The organism is Nocardioides sp. Arc9.136 (assembly GCF_030506255.1).
Lineage (GTDB): Bacteria > Actinomycetota > Actinomycetes > Propionibacteriales > Nocardioidaceae > Nocardioides.
On sequence record NZ_CP113431.1, the window covers coordinates 1,363,055 to 1,379,385 of the forward strand.

The 16,331-nt window shown below is 75.5% G+C and carries 14 protein-coding genes; 12 read left to right on the forward strand and 2 right to left on the reverse strand.

Going from position 1 to position 16,331, the window contains the following annotated elements:
* Nucleotides 1-10 precede the first annotated feature (10 nt).
* Both OSR43_RS06605 and OSR43_RS06610 read right to left on the reverse strand, forming a co-directional pair.
* The gene (locus OSR43_RS06605) at nt 11-1,255 is read right to left on the reverse strand and encodes an MFS transporter (RefSeq protein ID WP_302270399.1); all 1,245 of its coding nucleotides are present in this window, start codon (nt 1,253-1,255) and stop codon (nt 11-13) included.
* A complete protein-coding gene (locus OSR43_RS06610; protein WP_302270400.1) occupies nt 1,252-2,268 on the reverse strand; it encodes an endonuclease/exonuclease/phosphatase family protein in 1,017 nt (338 codons plus the stop codon). Before OSR43_RS06610 ends, OSR43_RS06605 begins: the two co-directional genes overlap by 4 nt.
* A gap of 18 nt (nt 2,269-2,286) precedes the next feature.
* Here OSR43_RS06610 and OSR43_RS06615 point away from each other — a divergent pair, with 18 nt between their 5' ends.
* The 12 genes from OSR43_RS06615 to OSR43_RS06670 all read left to right on the forward strand — a co-directional run bounded on the left by OSR43_RS06615 (nt 2,287) and on the right by OSR43_RS06670 (nt 16,329).
* The gene (locus tag OSR43_RS06615; RefSeq protein WP_302270402.1) at nt 2,287-3,438 is read left to right on the forward strand and encodes a winged helix DNA-binding domain-containing protein; all 1,152 of its coding nucleotides are present in this window, start codon (nt 2,287-2,289) and stop codon (nt 3,436-3,438) included.
* The gene (locus OSR43_RS06620; RefSeq protein ID WP_302270404.1) at nt 3,435-3,854 is read left to right on the forward strand and encodes a DUF4190 domain-containing protein; all 420 of its coding nucleotides are present in this window, start codon (nt 3,435-3,437) and stop codon (nt 3,852-3,854) included. Before OSR43_RS06615 ends, OSR43_RS06620 begins: the two co-directional genes overlap by 4 nt.
* A gap of 9 nt (nt 3,855-3,863) precedes the next feature.
* Nucleotides 3,864-4,592 (forward strand): TIGR03936 family radical SAM-associated protein, encoded by a 729-nt coding sequence (locus OSR43_RS06625; RefSeq protein WP_302270405.1) that lies wholly within the window; start codon nt 3,864-3,866, stop codon nt 4,590-4,592.
* A 295-nt stretch (nt 4,593-4,887) separates the two neighbouring features.
* The gene (locus OSR43_RS06630; protein WP_302270407.1) at nt 4,888-8,388 is read left to right on the forward strand and encodes an Rne/Rng family ribonuclease; all 3,501 of its coding nucleotides are present in this window, start codon (nt 4,888-4,890) and stop codon (nt 8,386-8,388) included.
* Between the two features lie 188 nt (nt 8,389-8,576).
* Nucleotides 8,577-8,885 (forward strand): 50S ribosomal protein L21, encoded by a 309-nt coding sequence (rplU, locus tag OSR43_RS06635; protein WP_302270409.1) that lies wholly within the window; start codon nt 8,577-8,579, stop codon nt 8,883-8,885.
* Nucleotides 8,886-8,928: 43 nt separating this feature from the next.
* Nucleotides 8,929-9,183, forward strand: a complete 255-nt coding sequence (gene rpmA / locus OSR43_RS06640; RefSeq protein ID WP_166189404.1) for a 50S ribosomal protein L27 — start codon at nt 8,929-8,931, stop codon at nt 9,181-9,183.
* A gap of 113 nt (nt 9,184-9,296) precedes the next feature.
* A complete protein-coding gene (gene obgE, locus OSR43_RS06645; RefSeq protein WP_302270411.1) occupies nt 9,297-10,826 on the forward strand; it encodes a GTPase ObgE in 1,530 nt (509 codons plus the stop codon).
* Nucleotides 10,819-11,946, forward strand: coding sequence for a glutamate 5-kinase (gene proB, locus OSR43_RS06650; RefSeq protein ID WP_302270412.1), 1,128 nt, complete (start codon nt 10,819-10,821; stop codon nt 11,944-11,946). Before obgE ends, proB begins: the two co-directional genes overlap by 8 nt.
* Before the next feature lie 37 nt (nt 11,947-11,983).
* Nucleotides 11,984-12,952: an endonuclease/exonuclease/phosphatase family protein gene (locus tag OSR43_RS06655; protein WP_302270414.1), complete on the forward strand. Its 969-nt coding sequence runs from the start codon at nt 11,984-11,986 to the stop codon at nt 12,950-12,952.
* 58 nt (nt 12,953-13,010) lie between these two features.
* Nucleotides 13,011-14,195 (forward strand): cysteine desulfurase family protein, encoded by a 1,185-nt coding sequence (locus tag OSR43_RS06660; protein ID WP_302270415.1) that lies wholly within the window; start codon nt 13,011-13,013, stop codon nt 14,193-14,195.
* On the forward strand, nt 14,192-15,298 hold the full coding sequence (gene mnmA / locus OSR43_RS06665) for a tRNA 2-thiouridine(34) synthase MnmA (RefSeq protein ID WP_302270416.1): 1,107 nt from the start codon (nt 14,192-14,194) through the stop codon (nt 15,296-15,298). The genes OSR43_RS06660 and mnmA overlap by 4 nt, the downstream gene beginning before the upstream one ends.
* Nucleotides 15,295-16,329 carry a methionine synthase gene (locus OSR43_RS06670; RefSeq protein WP_302270417.1) on the forward strand — a complete coding sequence of 345 codons (1,035 nt, stop codon included), beginning with the start codon at nt 15,295-15,297 and terminating at the stop codon, nt 16,327-16,329. The genes mnmA and OSR43_RS06670 overlap by 4 nt, the downstream gene beginning before the upstream one ends.
* Nucleotides 16,330-16,331 lie beyond the last annotated feature (2 nt).

The following is a 16,331-nucleotide window of genomic DNA, read 5'->3' on the forward strand; positions in this document are numbered from 1 at the left end:
GCCCTCCGGGTCACCGGTGCAGCTGGTCCTCGATCGCCCGGGGCTTGGCGACGTACGTCGCTACGAGCGCCAGCGGCAGGCTCAGCACGAGCAGCACCACCACCGGCAGGTCCCACCCGCCGCTCGCGTCGTGGACCACGCCGATGGCGAAGGGCCCGGCCGCGGCCAGCAGGTAGCCGGCCGACTGGGTGAACGCGGAGAGCGCGGCGGTGCCGCCCGGGGTCCGGGCCCGCAGGCCGACCAGGGTGAGGATCAGCGGGAAGGTGCAGCAGCCGGTGCCGACGAGCACGGCCCACAGCGGTGCCAGCGAGTACGGCGCGACGAGCAGGCCGACGTAGCCGACCGGGTAGCAGGCGATGACCGCGAGCAGGACGCTCAGGGGGTTCTCGCGAGCGGCCAGGAGCCGGGGCAGCCACAGCGACAGCGGGATGCTGACCGCCGCCACCAGGGCGACCAGCAGGCCCGCCGCGGTGGGGGACCAGCCGCTGTCGCGCCACAGCTGGGCGAACCAGCCGAACACGGCGTACGCCTGCAGCGACTGGAGGCCGAAGAAGAGCGCCATCGCCAGGCCGAGGGGCGTCCGCGCGACCTCGGCGTACCGCACCGCGCGCGTGCCGGGCTCGCCGGCGGGCCGGCGGTCGTGCGCGACCAGGCCGAGCCAGGGCAGCGCCGCGACCAGTGCGAGGACCGCCCAGAGCCCCAGTCCCGTCCGCCAGCCGCCGAAGGCCTCGGCGACCGGGACCGTCAGTGCCAGGGAGGCGGTCAGGCCGACGGCGAGCGCGGTCGTGTACGCCGCGGTCATCGCCCCGATCCGGTCGGGGAAGTGCAGCTTGACCAGCGACGGCAGCAGCACGTTGGCCATCGCCATGCCGGCCACGGCCAGCAGGGACAGGCCAAGGAAGACCGTCTCGCTGCCGGTGACCGCGCGACCCAGCAGGCCCCCGCCCACGGCGAGCAGCGCCAGCAGCGTCACCCGGTGCAGGCCGACCGCGCGGGCGGCGGTGGGGGCGAACGCGCCGAAGACCGCGAACGCCAGCACGGGCAGCGAGGTGAGCAGGCCCGCGGTCGCGCCGGACATGCCGAACGCGTCGCGCACCTCGTCGAGCACCGGCCCGACGCTCACCGCGGCCGGTCGCAGGTTCAACGAGAGCAGCAGGACGCCGACGAGCAGCAGGGGCGCGGCGAGCGCGGCGGTACGTCGCGGGCCGGCGCCTCCGGTGCTCGTGGTGCCGCGGGTCGTCTGCGGCGCGGTCACTGCCCGCACCCGGGGCGAGGGACGTCGAAGCTGACGCGCACGGCGCGGTGGTCGCTGATCGCCGAGCGCAGCACCTGGGCGCTGGTCGGGAGGAGGTGGGGGGAGTGGAGCACGTAGTCAATCCTGCGCCTCGGCACCCGCGGCGGGACCGTCAGCCCCTCCCCGCTGCCCACGACCGGCCACGGATCCAGGGCGAAGGACCGCGCGACGGCCATCGCCGGGGAGTCCGGCGTGGCGTTGAGGTCGCCGCCGAGGAGGAACGGCGTCGAGGCGCCCGAGGCCGCGGCGACCATCCGGCGCACCGCTCGCAGCTGTGCGATGCGGATCGTGCCGCGGGTGTGCTGCAGGTGGGTGCCGTAGACGTCGATCCCGCGGCCGTCGAGGTCGAGGGTCGCGCGCAGCAGCCCGCGCTGCTCCTGGCCGGGCCGGCGGGGGAGGAGCCGGTTCTCCCAGCGGCGCACCGGCAGCCGGCTCAGCAGCGCGGTGCCGTACTCCGAGCGGGGGGCACCGCGGCGCTCGGGCGCGCGGACGACGTTGCGACCGAAGACGACGTTCATGCCCAGGCGGGTGCCCAGCCAGGTCGGCTCGTCGACGAACCGCGACCGCGCGCGGAACCGGTCGACCTCCTGCACCAAGACGACGTCGGCGTCCCACGCCTCGATCTCGCGGGCGACGCGCTCCAGGTCGAGGCCACCGCCGCCGAGCCCGCCGTGGATGTTGAACGTCAGCGCCACCAGCCGGTCCGGGCGCGGGTCGGTGCAGGTCTGGGTGGGCTCGGTGGGCAGCGTCGGCAGCCCCGTGGGCCCGCCGGACGGCCCGGACGGCCCGACGGTGGGACCACCGGAGGGACCCGTGGCGGAGGGTCCGGTCGGCTCCGGGATGCCGCTCGGTCCGCCGGTCGGGGAGCCCGGGGGACCGTCGGGCACGCGGTCGGGGGAGGGCCACAGGACGACGAGCGCCACGATCGTCGCGAGGGCGACGAGGGCGAACAGCCCGTGCACCCAGCGACTCACGTGGGCAGGATAGGCGCCGTGCGCCACGTGACCGACGACGAACGACGGGCGCGCCTCGGGCTCCGCCACGGCCTCGTGCCGTCCGCGCGGGCGGCGGACGTCGAGACGGCCACCGCCGCCATGACCGTCCTGCACTCGACTGAGCCGGCGACGCCGTACCTCTCGATGTGGGCGCGCGTCGACGGGTTCGCCCGCGCCGACCTGGACCGGGCGCTCGCGGCGGACCGCAGCCTGGTCAAGCAGCTGGCGATGCGGCGCACCCTGTTCGTCTTCCCGCGCGACCTGCTGCCGGCGGCGTGGGGGAGCGCGGCCGCACGGGTGGCGGCGACCGAGCAGGCGCGCGTCGCCAAGGACGTCGTGCTCGAGGGGATCGCGACCGACGGCGGCTCCTGGCTGCGCTCGGCGCGCTCGGACCTGCTCGCGCTGCTCGCTGCACGGCCCGACGGGCTGACCGCGGCCGAGCTCCGCGCGGCGCTGCCGGCCCTCGGTGGCTCCACCCTCGTCTCGCGCGTGCTGGCCGGGCTCGGCGCCTCCGCCCACGTCGTGCGCGGCACCAACACGCAGCACTGGCGGGTGTCGCGGCCGCGCTGGACCCGCATGGAGCACTGGCTCGGGGAGCCGCCGGCCCCGCTTCCGCCCGCGGAGGGGTACGCCGAGCTGGTGCGGCGCTGGCTGTGGACCTTCGGGCCCGGCACGGAGGTGGACCTGGTCTGGTGGCTCGGCTCGACCAAGGCAGCGGTGCGTGCGGCCCTCGCGGACCTGGCCGCGGTCCAGGTGCGCCTCGACGGCGGCGGCACGGGCTGGCTGCTGCCCGGGGACCTCGACCCGGTCGCCACCCCGGAGGACTGGGTGGCGCTGCTCCCGGTGCTCGACCCGACGGTGGTGGGCTGGAAGGAGCGCGGCTGGTACCTGGGCCCGCACGCCCCGCTGCTCTTCGACCGCAACGGCAACGCCGGCACCACCGCCTGGTGGGACGGGCGCGTCGTCGGCTGCTGGGTGCAGGACCCCGCGGGGTGGGTGCACGTCCGGCTCGTCGAGGACGTGCCCGCAGCCGTCCGCGCGCGGCTCGACCTCGAGGCGGAGCGGTTGACCGCCTGGCTGGCGGGGGAGCGTGTGGGCACCGTCTACCCCTCGCCGGCCATGCGACCGGTCCTGGAGGAGCTGCTGTGACCCAGCCACCGCCGTACCAGCCACCGCACCCCGCCTGGACGCCGCAGCCCCCGCCGCCGGTCCCCGGCCGCGCGACGGCAGCGCTCGTCCTCGGTGTCCTCTCGCTCACCTGCCTGGGCTTCCTGAGCGGCATCCCCGCGATGGTGCTGGGCCGTTCGGCGGGCCGCGAGATCGCCGCGTCCGGCGGCCGCCTCGGAGGTGACGGCATCGCCACCGCCGGCTTCGTCACCGGCCTCGTCGGCACGCTGCTGTCCGCGCTGGCCCTCCTGGCCCTGGTGGGCATGTTCGTGCTGCTCGGCGTGACCTTCGACCGGAACCTGGACCGCCTCGAGGAGATCGAGCGGACGCCCACGCCGAGCTGCAGCCCCGGGTCGGCCCCGTTCGCCGATCCCCTGCTCGAGGACTGCCGGCCGTAGGATCCGGGGGTGCGTCAGCAGCCCGAGCAGCAAGCCCCGCCGGTCCAGCGGCTGCGGATCCGGTACGCCAAGCGCGGCCGGCTGCGGTTCACCAGCCACCGCGACTTCAGCCGCGCCTTCGAGCGCGCGGTGTTCCGCGCCCGCATCCCCATGGCGTACTCCTCCGGCTTCAACCCGCACCCGCGCATCTCGTACGCCGGTGCGGCACCGACCGGGTCGGCGAGCGAGGCCGAGTACCTCGAGATCGGGCTCGCGGCGGTCCTCGACCCCGCCGACGTCCACGTCAGCCTGGAGGAGGCCCTGCCCTCCGGGCTCGACGTCCTCGAGGTCGTGGAGTCGCCCGGCGGCTCCCTCGCGGACCTGCTCGAGGGCAGCCACTGGTGGGCAGACATCGCCGCCCAGCCGATGGAGGCGGCGACCGCGGTCGACGCGTTCCTCGCCACCGGGTCGGTGGTCGTCGAGCGGATGACCAAGAAGGGACTGCGGGAGCTGGACTGCCGGGTCCCCGTGGTCTCGCTCGTCGCCGGGCCCGCGCCGGAGGGTTCCCCGGCCGGCGCGCGGCTCGACCTGGTGCTGCGACACGCCGTGCCGTCGATCCGTCCCGACGACGTCCTGAGCGGACTCGCCCAGGTCTCGGCGTTGGCGGTCGGCCCGGCGCCACTGCTCACCCGGGTCGCCCAGGGCCCGCTCGACGAGACCACCGGGGAGATCGGCGACCCGCTGCGCGCGCGGGCATGACCGCATCGCAGGTGTGGTGTGCGATACTCGGCAACGGTCGACCCCGTCGACCCGACGACGTTCTCGCCTGGTCCGCAGCCTGCGGGCCGGCACGGTGGGTGCAGGTCGTCGCCAGACCGCGACGCGGCCGTGACAGGGCCCAGCGACCGCGGCAGGTGACTTCCCGCTCCCAGTGACGCACACCGCGGAGGGTGTCGCCGCCACCGAAGGCTTTGCGCCGTCGACCTTGAGCACGCGGGTCCGCGGCGTCTGACCGCCCGGCCGCCCTGCGGGGAGCCGGGCCGAGGAGCAGCACATGGCTGACGACGACCTGCAGGTCGCCCCCACCGACACCACCGTGGGCACCACCCCCGGCGCCGTCCCGGGGGACACCCCCGAGGGCGACGCCGCGCCGGCGCGCAAGACCGCCGCGCGCAAGAGCGCGGCGAAGAAGGCGCCCGCCGCGAAGAAGGCGACGGCGGCCAAGACCACCGCCGCCAAGAAGACCACCGCCAAGCGGACCGCCAAGAAGGCAGCGGTCGCCGCCGAGGCCGAGCTCCCGATCGCGGACGCCGCTCCGGTCGAGGCGCCCGGCGACGCTCCGGTCGACGTCGCGCCCGAGGCGGTCGACGCGGTCGGCACCGAGGTGGCTGCCGAGGCGGGCGAGGCGCCGCCGGCGAAGAAGGCGGCCGCCAAGCGCACCGCGAAGAAGACCACGGGCAAGAAGGCCAGCACGCGCAAGACGGCCGCCGCCAAGGCCGCCGACGCCGACGCGCCCGTCGAGCAGCCCGCCGACCAGGCGCCCGTCGAGCAGCCCGCCGACCAGGCGCCGGCCGAGCCGACCGCCGAGCCCGCGACCGAGGCGGCCCGCAGCGCCGCCGTACCGCTCTTCCAGGCGCCCGAGCCCGTCAAGGCGCCGGCACGCCGTACCCGCAAGAAGGCCGTCGCCGCCCCGGCGCCGGTCGCCGAGGTCGAGGACGAGGCCGTCGACGGCGCGGCCGCCGGCGAGACCGACGAGGCCGAGCTGACCGAGGTCGCCCCCGGCGAGCCGACGGTCGAGCCGCCCGCGGACGCCGACGACAGCGAGGACGACACCGAGTCGGGCACCGACACCGACGACGCGGACACCGAGTCGGACAGCGAGTCGGACACCGACGAGGACCAGGACCAGGACCAGGACGGCGAGGGTGGCGGCAACGGCCGTCGTCGGCGCCGTCGCGGCGGTCGCCGCCGTCGCAAGTCCGGCGGGGGCGGCAACGGTGAGTCCGGCGAGGGCGGCTCCGAGGCCACCGCCGAGGACGACGAGGCCCCGGCGGCCGGCCGCAACCAGCGCGGCAGGGGCCAGGGCGGGCAGTCCGGGAACGGCTCCGGCGACACGTCGGGCGACAAGTCCGGCGATGCCTCCGGCCAGGCCGAGGACGAGACGTCTGAGCAGGGCAAGGACGAGCCGGAGTCCGGCGAGGGCTCCTCCTCGCGGCGCCGCCGGCGTCGCCGCCGCTCGGGCGAGGGCGGGGACGCCAACGAGGGTGGCGAGGACTCGGAGAAGACCGTCACGCGGGTCCGCCAGGGCCGCACTGGCGAGGACCAGATCACCGCGGTCTCCGGCTCCACCCGCCTCGAGGCCAAGAAGCAGCGCCGTCGCGAGGGCCGCGAGGCCGGCCGCCGCCGTGCGCCGATCGTGAGCGAGGCCGAGTTCCTGGCCCGCCGCGAGGCCGTCGACCGGGTCATGATCATCCGCCAGCGCGACGAGCTCACCCAGATCGGCGTGCTCGAGGACAAGGTGCTCGTCGAGCACTACGTCGCCCGCGAGTCGCAGACCTCGCTGATCGGCAACGTCTACCTCGGTCGCGTCCAGAACGTCCTGCCCTCGATGGAGGCGGCGTTCATCGACATCGGCAAGGGCCGCAACGCGGTGCTCTACGCCGGCGAGGTCAACTGGTCCGCGCTCGGCCACCGCGAGGGCCAGCCCCGCAAGATCGAGTCGGTGCTCTCCTCGGGCCAGTCGGTGCTCGTCCAGGTCACCAAGGACCCGATCGGCCACAAGGGCGCCCGGCTGACCAGCCAGGTCAGCCTCGCCGGCCGGTTCCTGGTCTACGTGCCCGACGGCACCACCAGCGGCATCTCCCGCAAGCTGCCCGACACCGAGCGCGGCCGCCTCAAGGCGCTGCTCAAGGAGATCGTCCCCGACACCGCCGGGGTGATCGTGCGGACCGCCGCCGAGGGCGCCAGCGAGGACGAGCTGACCCGCGACGTCGAGCGGCTCAAGGCGCGCTGGGAGGACATCGAGAAGAAGGCCAAGGGCAGCGCCCCGCAGCTGCTGTACGGCGAGCCGGACCTGACCCTCAAGGTGGTCCGCGACCTGTTCACCGAGGACTTCTCCCGGCTCGTCATCGAGGGCCAGGACGCCTGGGACACCGTGCAGGGCTACGTCCAGCACGTCGCCCCGGACCTCGCCGAGCGGCTGGAGCGCTACGAGCCCTCCGAGCACGACGGCAAGGACGTCTTCGCCGCCCACCGGGTCGAGGAGCAGATCGCCAAGGCGCTCGACCGCAAGGTCTGGTTGCCCTCCGGCGGGTCGCTGATCATCGACCGCACCGAGGCGATGACGGTCATCGACGTCAACACCGGCAAGTTCACCGGCTCCGGGGGCAACCTCGAGGAGACGGTCACCAAGAACAACCTGGAGGCGGCCGAGGAGGTCGTGCGCCAGCTCCGGCTGCGCGACATCGGCGGCATCATCGTCGTCGACTTCATCGACATGGTCCTGGAGTCCAACCGCGACCTGGTGCTGCGCCGCCTCGTCGAGTGCCTGGGCCGCGACCGCACGCGCCACCAGGTCGCCGAGGTGACCTCGCTCGGGCTCGTGCAGATGACCCGCAAGCGCATCGGCACCGGCCTGGTCGAGTCGTTCTCGGAGAACTGCGAGCACTGCCAGGGACGCGGCGTGGTCATCCACGACGCGCCCGTCGAGGCCCGCAAGGGTGCCGAGGACGAGGGTCGCGGTCGCAGCGGCCGTCGCCGCGGCGGCAAGGGCCGGGGCGACGACGACCAGCAGCAGGGGTCGGGCAAGCAGAACGGCGGCCAGCACGGTGGCCAGCACGGTGGCCAGGACGGCGGCGCGAAGGTGCCGACGCCGGCGGAGCTCGCCGCGATGGCGCGCCACGACGAGAAGCAGGCCGACCAGAAGCAGGCCGACCAGAAGCAGGCCGACCAGAAGCAGGCCGACCAGAAGCAGGCCGACCAGAAGCAGGCCGACCAGAAGCAGGCCGACGTCCCGGCGCGGGTCGAGCCGACGGCCGACCCCGCGAAGCAGCCGGCCGCCGAGCAGGCCCCGGAGCAGGCTGCTGGGTCGGCACCCGAGCCCGCTGCGGAGGCACCTGCCGTGCCGCTCGACCAGGCGCCGGCCGAGCCGGCGGCGCCCCGGGTGGTGACCCGCACCCGTCGCCGTTCGGCCAGCCGTCCGGCCGGCCAGCCCGCCACCGTCACGGTGAGCGAGCCGGTCTCGATCAGCGAGCCGGCCTCCCCGGAGGCCCCGGCCACCGCCGAGGCCGTCGAGCCGCTCGAGACGACCCCGGCGACGCCGGTGGAGACGCCGCCCCCGCCGCGTGTGGTGACCCGCACGCGCGGTCGCAGCGCCACCCGTCCGGCCGGTCCGCCCGCAGGGGCCCAGGCCGGCGGTGGGGCCGCCGTGGACGGCGCCGCGGCCACCGATGGCCAGGCCTCGGGCCAGGACTCCGGCCAGGACTCCGGCCAGGGCGTGGACGACTCCTCGGTCGAGGCCGTGCCCGTGAAGAAGCGGAGCCCGCGCAAGCGCTGACCGTGCAGGCCACGGAGGGTGGGGCGGCGTACCGGCGTTTTGCGGTCGTCGCCCCACGTCCGTACTATTGACCCTCGGTGCGCGCTTCCCAGTGCGCCCTCTCTCCGTGCGGCGCGCCAGCGTGCGTGCCCGGAGACCCGAACGCAGTGCCCAGAGACATCGAGCAGAGACCGACGAAGGAGACCGCGGTGTACGCGATCGTGCGCGCAGGCGCCAAGCAGCAGAAGGTTGCCGTGGGCGACGTCATCGAGATCGACAAGGTCGCGACGGCCGCCGGTGACTCCCTCACCCTCCCCGTCGTGCTCGTGGTCGACGGCGAGACCGTCACCTCCGACTCCGCCAAGCTCGGCGGCGCCTCGGTGACCGCCGAGGTCGTCGGTGCCACCAAGGGCCCGAAGATCATCATCCAGAAGTACAAGAACAAGACCGGCTACAAGAAGCGCCAGGGTCACCGCCAGAAGTACACCCAGGTCAAGGTCACCGACATCTCCCTCTGAGCCCCGCGCTCTCAGGTCAGCAACCCACACCCAAGGACACGACATGGCACACAAGAAGGGCGCGGCGTCGACCAAGAACGGTCGCGACTCCAACGCGCAGCGTCTGGGCGTCAAGCGCTTCGGCGGCCAGGCCGTCAACGCCGGCGAGATCATCGTCCGCCAGCGCGGCACCCACTTCCACCCGGGCAGCGGCGTCGGCCGTGGCGGCGACGACACGCTGTTCGCGCTCGTTCCCGGTGCGGTCGAGTTCGGCACCCGCCGTGGTCGTCGCGTCGTGAACATCGTCCCGGGCGAGTGACCTGAGGCGACACATCGTCGGCCGGTCTCTCACCGGCCACCGTAGGGCGCCCCGGATCCGGGGCGCCCTTCGTCATTTCTCCCCGGCACACCGCCACAGAAGTAGGTAGAACCATGGCCGTCCCCACGTTCGTCGACCGCGTGACCCTGCACGTCGCAGCCGGGCGCGGTGGGAACGGCGTCGCGTCCGTCCACCGCGAGAAGTTCAAGCCGCTCGGCGGGCCCGACGGCGGCAACGGCGGGCCCGGCGGCTCGGTCATCCTGCGCGTCGACCCGCAGATCACCACGCTCGTCGAGTACCACCACAGCCCCAAGCGCCGCGCCGAGCACGGCGGGCAGGGCGCGGGCGCCCACCGCAACGGCGGCCACGGCGCCGACCTGGTGCTGCCGGTGCCCGACGGCACCGTCGTGAGCCTGCGCGACGGAACGGTGCTGGCCGACCTCGTCGGCGGCGGCACCGAGCTGGTCATCGCCCAGGGTGGCCGCGGCGGCCTCGGCAACGCCGCGCTGGCCAGCAGCAAGCGCAAGGCGCCCGGCTTCGCCCTGCTCGGCGAGCCCGGCGAGGAGCTCGACATCGTGCTCGAGCTCAAGGTCGTGGCCGACATCGGCCTGGTCGGCTTCCCGAGCGCCGGCAAGTCCAGCCTGATCGCCGCGATCTCCCGGGCGCGCCCGAAGATCGCCGACTACCCGTTCACGACGCTGGTGCCGAACCTCGGCGTGGTCACGGCCGGCGACACGACGTTCACCGTCGCCGACGTGCCGGGCCTGATCGAGGGCGCCAGCGAGGGCCGCGGCCTGGGCCACGACTTCCTGCGCCACATCGAGCGCTGCGCGGCGATCGTCCACGTCATCGACACCGCCACCATCGAGCCGGGTCGCAACCCGGTGGACGACCTCGACGTCATCGAGAACGAGCTGAGCCGGTACGGCGGCCTCGAGGACCGGCCGCGCCTCGTCGCGCTCAACAAGGTCGACGTCCCCGACGGCTCCGACCTCGCCGACATCACCATCGAGGACCTGCGTGCGCGCGGCCTCACCGTCCTCCCCGTCTCCGCCGCGTCCGGCGCCGGCCTGCGCGAGCTGACCTTCGCGATGGCCGCGATCGTCGAGGCCTCCCGCGCCGCCACGCCGGTGGCGGAGACCAAGCGGATCGTGCTGCGCCCGGCCGGGGCCGACGGCGGCGACGACTTCACCATCACCGCGACCAACGACGGCTGGCGGGTGCGCGGCACCAAGCCGGAGCGCTGGGTCCGCCAGACCGACTTCAGCAACGACGAGGCCGTCGGCTTCCTCGCCGACCGGCTCAACCGTCTCGGCGTCGAGGACCGGCTCGTCAAGCTCGGCGCGGAGGAGGGAGACACCGTCCTCATCGGCCACCCCGACAACGCGGTCGTCTTCGACTTCAAGCCCGGGATGGAGGCCGGCGCGGAGATGCTCGGCCGCCGCGGCGAGGACCAGCGCTTCGACGAGTCCCGACCCGCCGCCCGCCGCCGCCGCGCGATCGACGAGCTGATGGACGACCGCGTCGAGGGCGAGACCCGCGCCGACGTCGCCCGCCGGCTGGACCGGCCGGCCGGTCCCACGTCGTACGAGATCGGGACCGCGGAGGACCCCGACTGGGCCGAGGACGACCCGGGTGAGTGAGGCGCCGTCCAGCAGGGCGGAGGTGACCGGTGCCCGCCGCGTGGTGGTCAAGGTCGGCTCCTCCTCGCTGACCACCGCCGCCGGCGGCATCGACCCCGAGCGGGTCAGCCGCCTCGTCGACGTGCTCGCCGCGGTCCGCGCGCGCGGCGCGGAGGTCGTGCTGGTCTCCTCGGGCGCGATCGCGGCCGGCCTCGCCCCGCTGGGCCTGCGCACCCGCCCCCGCGGCCTGGCCGCCCAGCAGGCCGCCGCGTCGGTGGGCCAGGGGCTGCTCGTGCACCGCTACACCGAGGAGCTCGCCCGGCACGGGGTCGTCGCCGGGCAGGTGCTGCTCACGGTGCACGACGTGACCCGCCGCGCGCACTACCGCAACGCCCACCAGACGCTCGCGAAGCTCCTCGAGCTCGGCGTGCTGCCGATCGTCAACGAGAACGACACGGTCGCCACCACCGAGATCCGCTTCGGCGACAACGATCGGCTGGCCGCGCTGGTCGCCCACCTGGTCCACGCCGACCTCCTGGTCCTGCTCTCCGACGTCGACGGGCTGTACGACGCCGCGCCCTCGGTGCCGGGCAGCCGGCTGCTCGGCGACGTGGTCTCCGAGGCCGACCTGGCCGCGGTCGACATCGGCGGGACCGGCTCGGCCGGCGTCGGCACCGGTGGGATGCAGACCAAGGTCGAGGCCGCCCGGATCGCCACCGGCGCCGGCGTCCCCGTCGTGCTCACCTCCGCCGACCGGGCCGGCGACGCGCTGGCCGGCGACCGGGTGGGCACGCTCTTCCACGCCACCGGGCGCCGTCGCCCGACCCGGCTCCTGTGGCTGGCGCACGCGACTGAGCCGCTCGGCTCGCTCGTGCTCGACGCGGGTGCGGTGCGGGCCGTGGTCGAGCGGCGGGCCTCGCTCCTGGCGGCCGGTGTCACCGGGGTGACCGGCACCTTCCAGGCCGGTGACCCGGTCGACGTGGTCGGGCCCGACGGCGTCGTCGTGGGGCGCGGCCTGGTCAACTTCGACTCCGAGGAGCTCCCCGACCTGCTGGGGCGGTCCTCGCGCGAGCTCGCGCAGGAGCTCGGCGCGGCGTACGAGCGCGAGGTCGTCCACCGCGACGACCTCGTCCTGGTCTGACGTGGTCCGTCGGGCGCTGTCCGGGGCCGGCTGGTGGGTGCGCGACCACCTCGGCCTCACCCTGGTGACGCTGCTGCTCCTGCCCGCCGTCGTGCTCACCGCCCTCCGGCTGGGCGACCCGTCCTGGGGGCCGGCGGTCCGGGCGGTGTCCTTCGCCCCCTACGCGCTCCCGCTGTACGCCGCCGCGCTGGTCGTCGGCGGGATCGTGCACGCCCGGTGGCGCGGCCGGCTGGAGCTCGTGCCGGTGGCGCTCGCGGCGGTCGGCCTGGCCCTGCACGGGTGGTGGCTCGCGCCGTACTGGCTGGGGCCCAACCCGCCCGCCGCCCGCGGCGCCGAGCCGCTCGTCGTGGTGACGTCCAACCTGTTCCAGGGCGAGGGTGACGCGCTCGGGCTGGTCGAGCTGGCCAGCGCCGAGGAGGCCGACCTGCTGGTGGTCAACGAGGTCACCGGCCCGGCGCTGCGGCGGATGCGCTCGGCCGGCATCGACGACGTCCTGCCGTACTCCGTCGGCGGGCCCGAGACCGACCCCGTCGTGGGGACCATGGTCTTCAGCCGGGTGCCGCTGTCCGAGCCGCGCCGCCTCGACACGCCCCTGGGCTCCTGGAAGGTCGACGTCGGGGGACCGGGCGGGCTGACCCTGCTCGCCGTCCACCCCGGCGCGCCGCTCGACGCGGACGGCTGGCGACGCGACCACGACACCGTGCGCCGCGCCGCGGTCCGTGGCGGGGCCGACCTCGTCGTCGGCGACCTGAACGCCACCCTCGACCACGCCCCGCTCCGGCGGCTCGTCGACGCCGGCTACCGCGACGCCGTCGAGCTCACCAACGCCGGCTACCGGCCGACCTGGCCCGAGAACGGGCTGTTCGGCCCGCTCGGGGTCCTGCCCGCGCTGGTCCAGATCGACCACGTGCTCGTGGGCGAGGACCTCGCCGCCCGCTCCGCGCGGACCGTCGCCCTCGGCGGCACCGACCACCGCGCCGTCGTCGCGGTGCTCGCGCCCCAGTGACCCCGGCGGGACCGCCACCTCGGTCGGGTGGAGGGGCGCGCCGTAGGCTGGGGGTGCCATGACCAGCAGGACCGTCTACCTCGACCACGCCGCGACCACCCCGATGGTCCCCGCGGCCGTGGAGGCGATGACGAACCGGATGCTCGAGGTCGGCAACCCCAGCTCCCTGCACGCCTCCGGCCGCCACGCGCGCCGGGTGGTGGAGGAGTCGCGGGAGACCATCGCGCAGGCGATCGGCTGCCGTCCCGGCGAGGTCGTCTTCACCTCCGGGGGCACCGAGGCCGACAACCTGGCGGTCAAGGGGGTCTTCTGGGCCCGTCGCGACGCCGACCCCCGGCGCACGCGCGTGCTGACCACGGCCGTCGAGCACCACGCCGTGCTCGACACCGTGCACTGGCTCGAGGAGCACGAGGGCGCCGAGGTGGAGCTGCTGCCGGTGGACCGGCACGGCGTCCTCGACGTCGACGCGCTGCGCGCTTCCGTCGAGCGCGACCCCGCGAGCGTCGCGGTCGTCTCGGTGATGTGGGCCAACAACGAGGTCGGCACGGTGCAGCCGGTCGAGGAGGTCGTGGCGGCGGTCGCGCCCCACGGCATCCCGGTCCACACCGACGCCGTCCAGGCCGTCGGGCAGGTCCCGGTCGACTTCGCCCGCACCGGCGTGGACGCCCTGACCCTGACCGGGCACAAGGTCGGCGGTCCCTACGGCGTCGGCGCGCTCGTCGTGCGGCGCGAGCTCGGCGTGGTCCCGATCGTCCACGGTGGCGGGCAGGAGCGCGACATCCGCAGCGGCACGCTCGACGTGCCGGCGATCGCCGGGTTCGCCGCCGCGGTGGAGCTGGCGGTCAAGAACCAGGCCGAGCACGCGGCCCGGGTCGCGGCGCTCCGCGACGACCTCGTCCGCCGCATCGTCGAGCGCGTGCCCGACGCCCACCTTCACGGCGCCCCGCTGGACCGCCCGGGGCACCGCCTCCCCGGCAACGCCCACCTCGGCTTCCCCGGCTGCGAGGGCGACTCGCTGCTGATGCTGCTCGACGCGCGGGGCGTGGAGTGCTCCACTGGCTCGGCCTGCAGCGCGGGCGTGCCGCAGGCCAGCCACGTGCTGCTCGCGATGGGCTGCGACGAGGAGTCCGCCCGCCACTCCCTGCGCTTCTCCCTCGGCCACACCAGCACCGCCGCCGACGTCGACGCGGTCGTGGAGGCCATCGTCCCGGTCGTCGAGCGGGCCCGGGCCGCGCGGGCATGAGGGTCCTCGCCGCCATGTCCGGCGGCGTCGACTCCGCCGTCGCCGCCGCCCGCGCCGCCGAGGCCGGCCACGACGTGACCGGCGTCCACCTGGCCCTCTCGCGCAACCCCGCGTCGTACCGCACCGGCGCCCGCGGCTGCTGCACCATCGAGGACAGCAACGACGCGCGCCGCGCGGCCGACGTCATCGGGATCCCGTTCTACGTCTGGGACATGAGCGACCGCTTCCACGAGGACGTGGTCGAGGACTTCATGGACGAGTACGCCGCCGGGCGCACGCCCAACCCGTGCCTGCGCTGCAACGAGAAGATCAAGTTCGCCGCGGTCCTCGACCGCGCGCTGGCGCTCGGGTTCGACGCGGTCGTCACCGGCCACTATGCGCAGTTGCGCGAGGGCGCGGACGGGCTGGTCGAGATGCACCGCGCGGCCGACGGCGGCAAGGACCAGTCCTACGTCCTCGGGGTGCTCGACCAGGACCAGCTGCGGCACTCCCTGTTCCCGCTCGGGGACACCCCCAAGGCCCAGGTGCGCGAGGAGGCCGCCCGCCGCGGGCTGCTCGTCGCGGACAAGCCGGACAGCCACGACATCTGCTTCGTCGCCGACGGCGACAACGCCGGCTGGCTGCGCGAGAAGCTCGGCGACCGCGCGCCCAACCACGGCGGCGACATCGTCGACGACGCGACCGGCGAGGTGCTCGGCCGGCACGGGGGCACCTACGGCTACACGATCGGCCAGCGCAAGGGGCTGCGGATCGGGACGCCCGCCGCGGACGGCAAGCCGCGCTTCGTGCTCGACATCGAGCCGGTCTCCGGCACCGTCCGGGTCGGCCCCCGCGACCGGCTCGCGGTGGCCCACCTGCGGGGCGTCCGGCCGCGCTGGTGCGGCACCGTGCCGACCGGGCTCGACGGGCCCGGCGTCACCGTCCAGCTGCGCGCGCACGGCGACGAGCACCGCGCCCGGGTGGCCGTCGGCCCGGACGGCGTGGACGTCGAGCTGCTCGACCCGGCGTACGGCATCGCGCCCGGCCAGGCGGTCGTGGTGTACGACGGCACGCGGGTGGTCGGCTCGGCCACCATCGCCGCGACCCAGCGGGTCCCCGCGTGATCGCGGGGCGGACGCTGGCCACCGGGGTCGGATCGCACCCGGGCGAGGACCAGCGGTGGTTCGACGAGGCGGTCAGGGTCGTGCTCGGCGAGCTGGGGGAGGAGCCCGGGCTGCCGTACCTGCCCGAGGTGCCCGGCCGCGGCGCGACCGCCACGATGACCGGTCGCGGCCTCGCCGTCCTCGACGGGCTTGACGCCGACCTGCAGCCGGCCGGCTGGCGGCTCACCGGGTCCTCGGGGTCCCCGGGCCTCGACCACCGGCGCGCACGCAGCCGGCTCGCCCAGGACCTCGACGGGCTCGAGGAGCAGGCGCAGGCCGCGCTGACGTCCCCGGGCGGCGCCTTCAAGGTCCAGGTCGCCGGGCCGTGGACCCTGGCCGCCACCGTCGAGCGGCCCCGCGGGGACAAGGTCCTCGCCGACCACGGTGCCCGCCGGGAGCTGGCCCAGGCGCTCGCCGAGGGGGTCCGCTCCCACGTCGCCGACGTGCGTCGCCGGCTGCCGTCGGTCGACCGGCTGGTCGTCCAGGTCGACGAGCCGGCGCTCGCCGCCGTCGTCTCCGGGTCCGTGCCGACCGCCTCCGGCTTCGGCCGGCACCGCACGGTCGACCTGCCGGAGGCGTCCCAGGGCCTCGAGTGGGTGCTGGGCGCGATCGCCGAGGCCGGTGCGGAGCCGTGGGTGCACGCGTGCGCCCCCGGGACGCCCTGGGGCCTCGTGCGCGGCGCCGGTGCCCGTGGGCTGTCGGTCGATGTCGAGGTGCTGGCGGCCGCCGACCACGACGGGCTGGCCGAGGCGCTCGAGGCGGGGGAGTCGGTCGCCCTCGGCGTGCTGCCGGGCGCCGGCGGTGCGCTGCCCGGCGACTCCCACGTCACCGAGCGGGTGCTCCGCTGGCTGGACATGCTCGGCCTGGACCCCGCCGAGCTGCCCGGCCTGGTCGTGGCCCCGGCCTGCGGTCTCGCGGGCGCGGACGCGTCGTACGCACGCGCGGCGCTCGCCCTGGTCAGGACGAGCGCCGCGAACGTGCGGGCGGGCTGAGC

Coding starts and splice junctions, on each gene's coding strand:
- OSR43_RS06630 (WP_302270407.1), top strand. CDS start 4,888: ATGGCTGACGACGACCTGCAGGTCGCCCCCACCGACACCACCGTGGGC.
- mnmA (WP_302270416.1), top strand. CDS start 14,192: ATGAGGGTCCTCGCCGCCATGTCCGGCGGCGTCGACTCCGCCGTCGCC.
- OSR43_RS06660 (WP_302270415.1), top strand. CDS start 13,011: ATGACCAGCAGGACCGTCTACCTCGACCACGCCGCGACCACCCCGATG.
- obgE (WP_302270411.1), top strand. CDS start 9,297: ATGGCCGTCCCCACGTTCGTCGACCGCGTGACCCTGCACGTCGCAGCC.
- rpmA (WP_166189404.1), top strand. CDS start 8,929: ATGGCACACAAGAAGGGCGCGGCGTCGACCAAGAACGGTCGCGACTCC.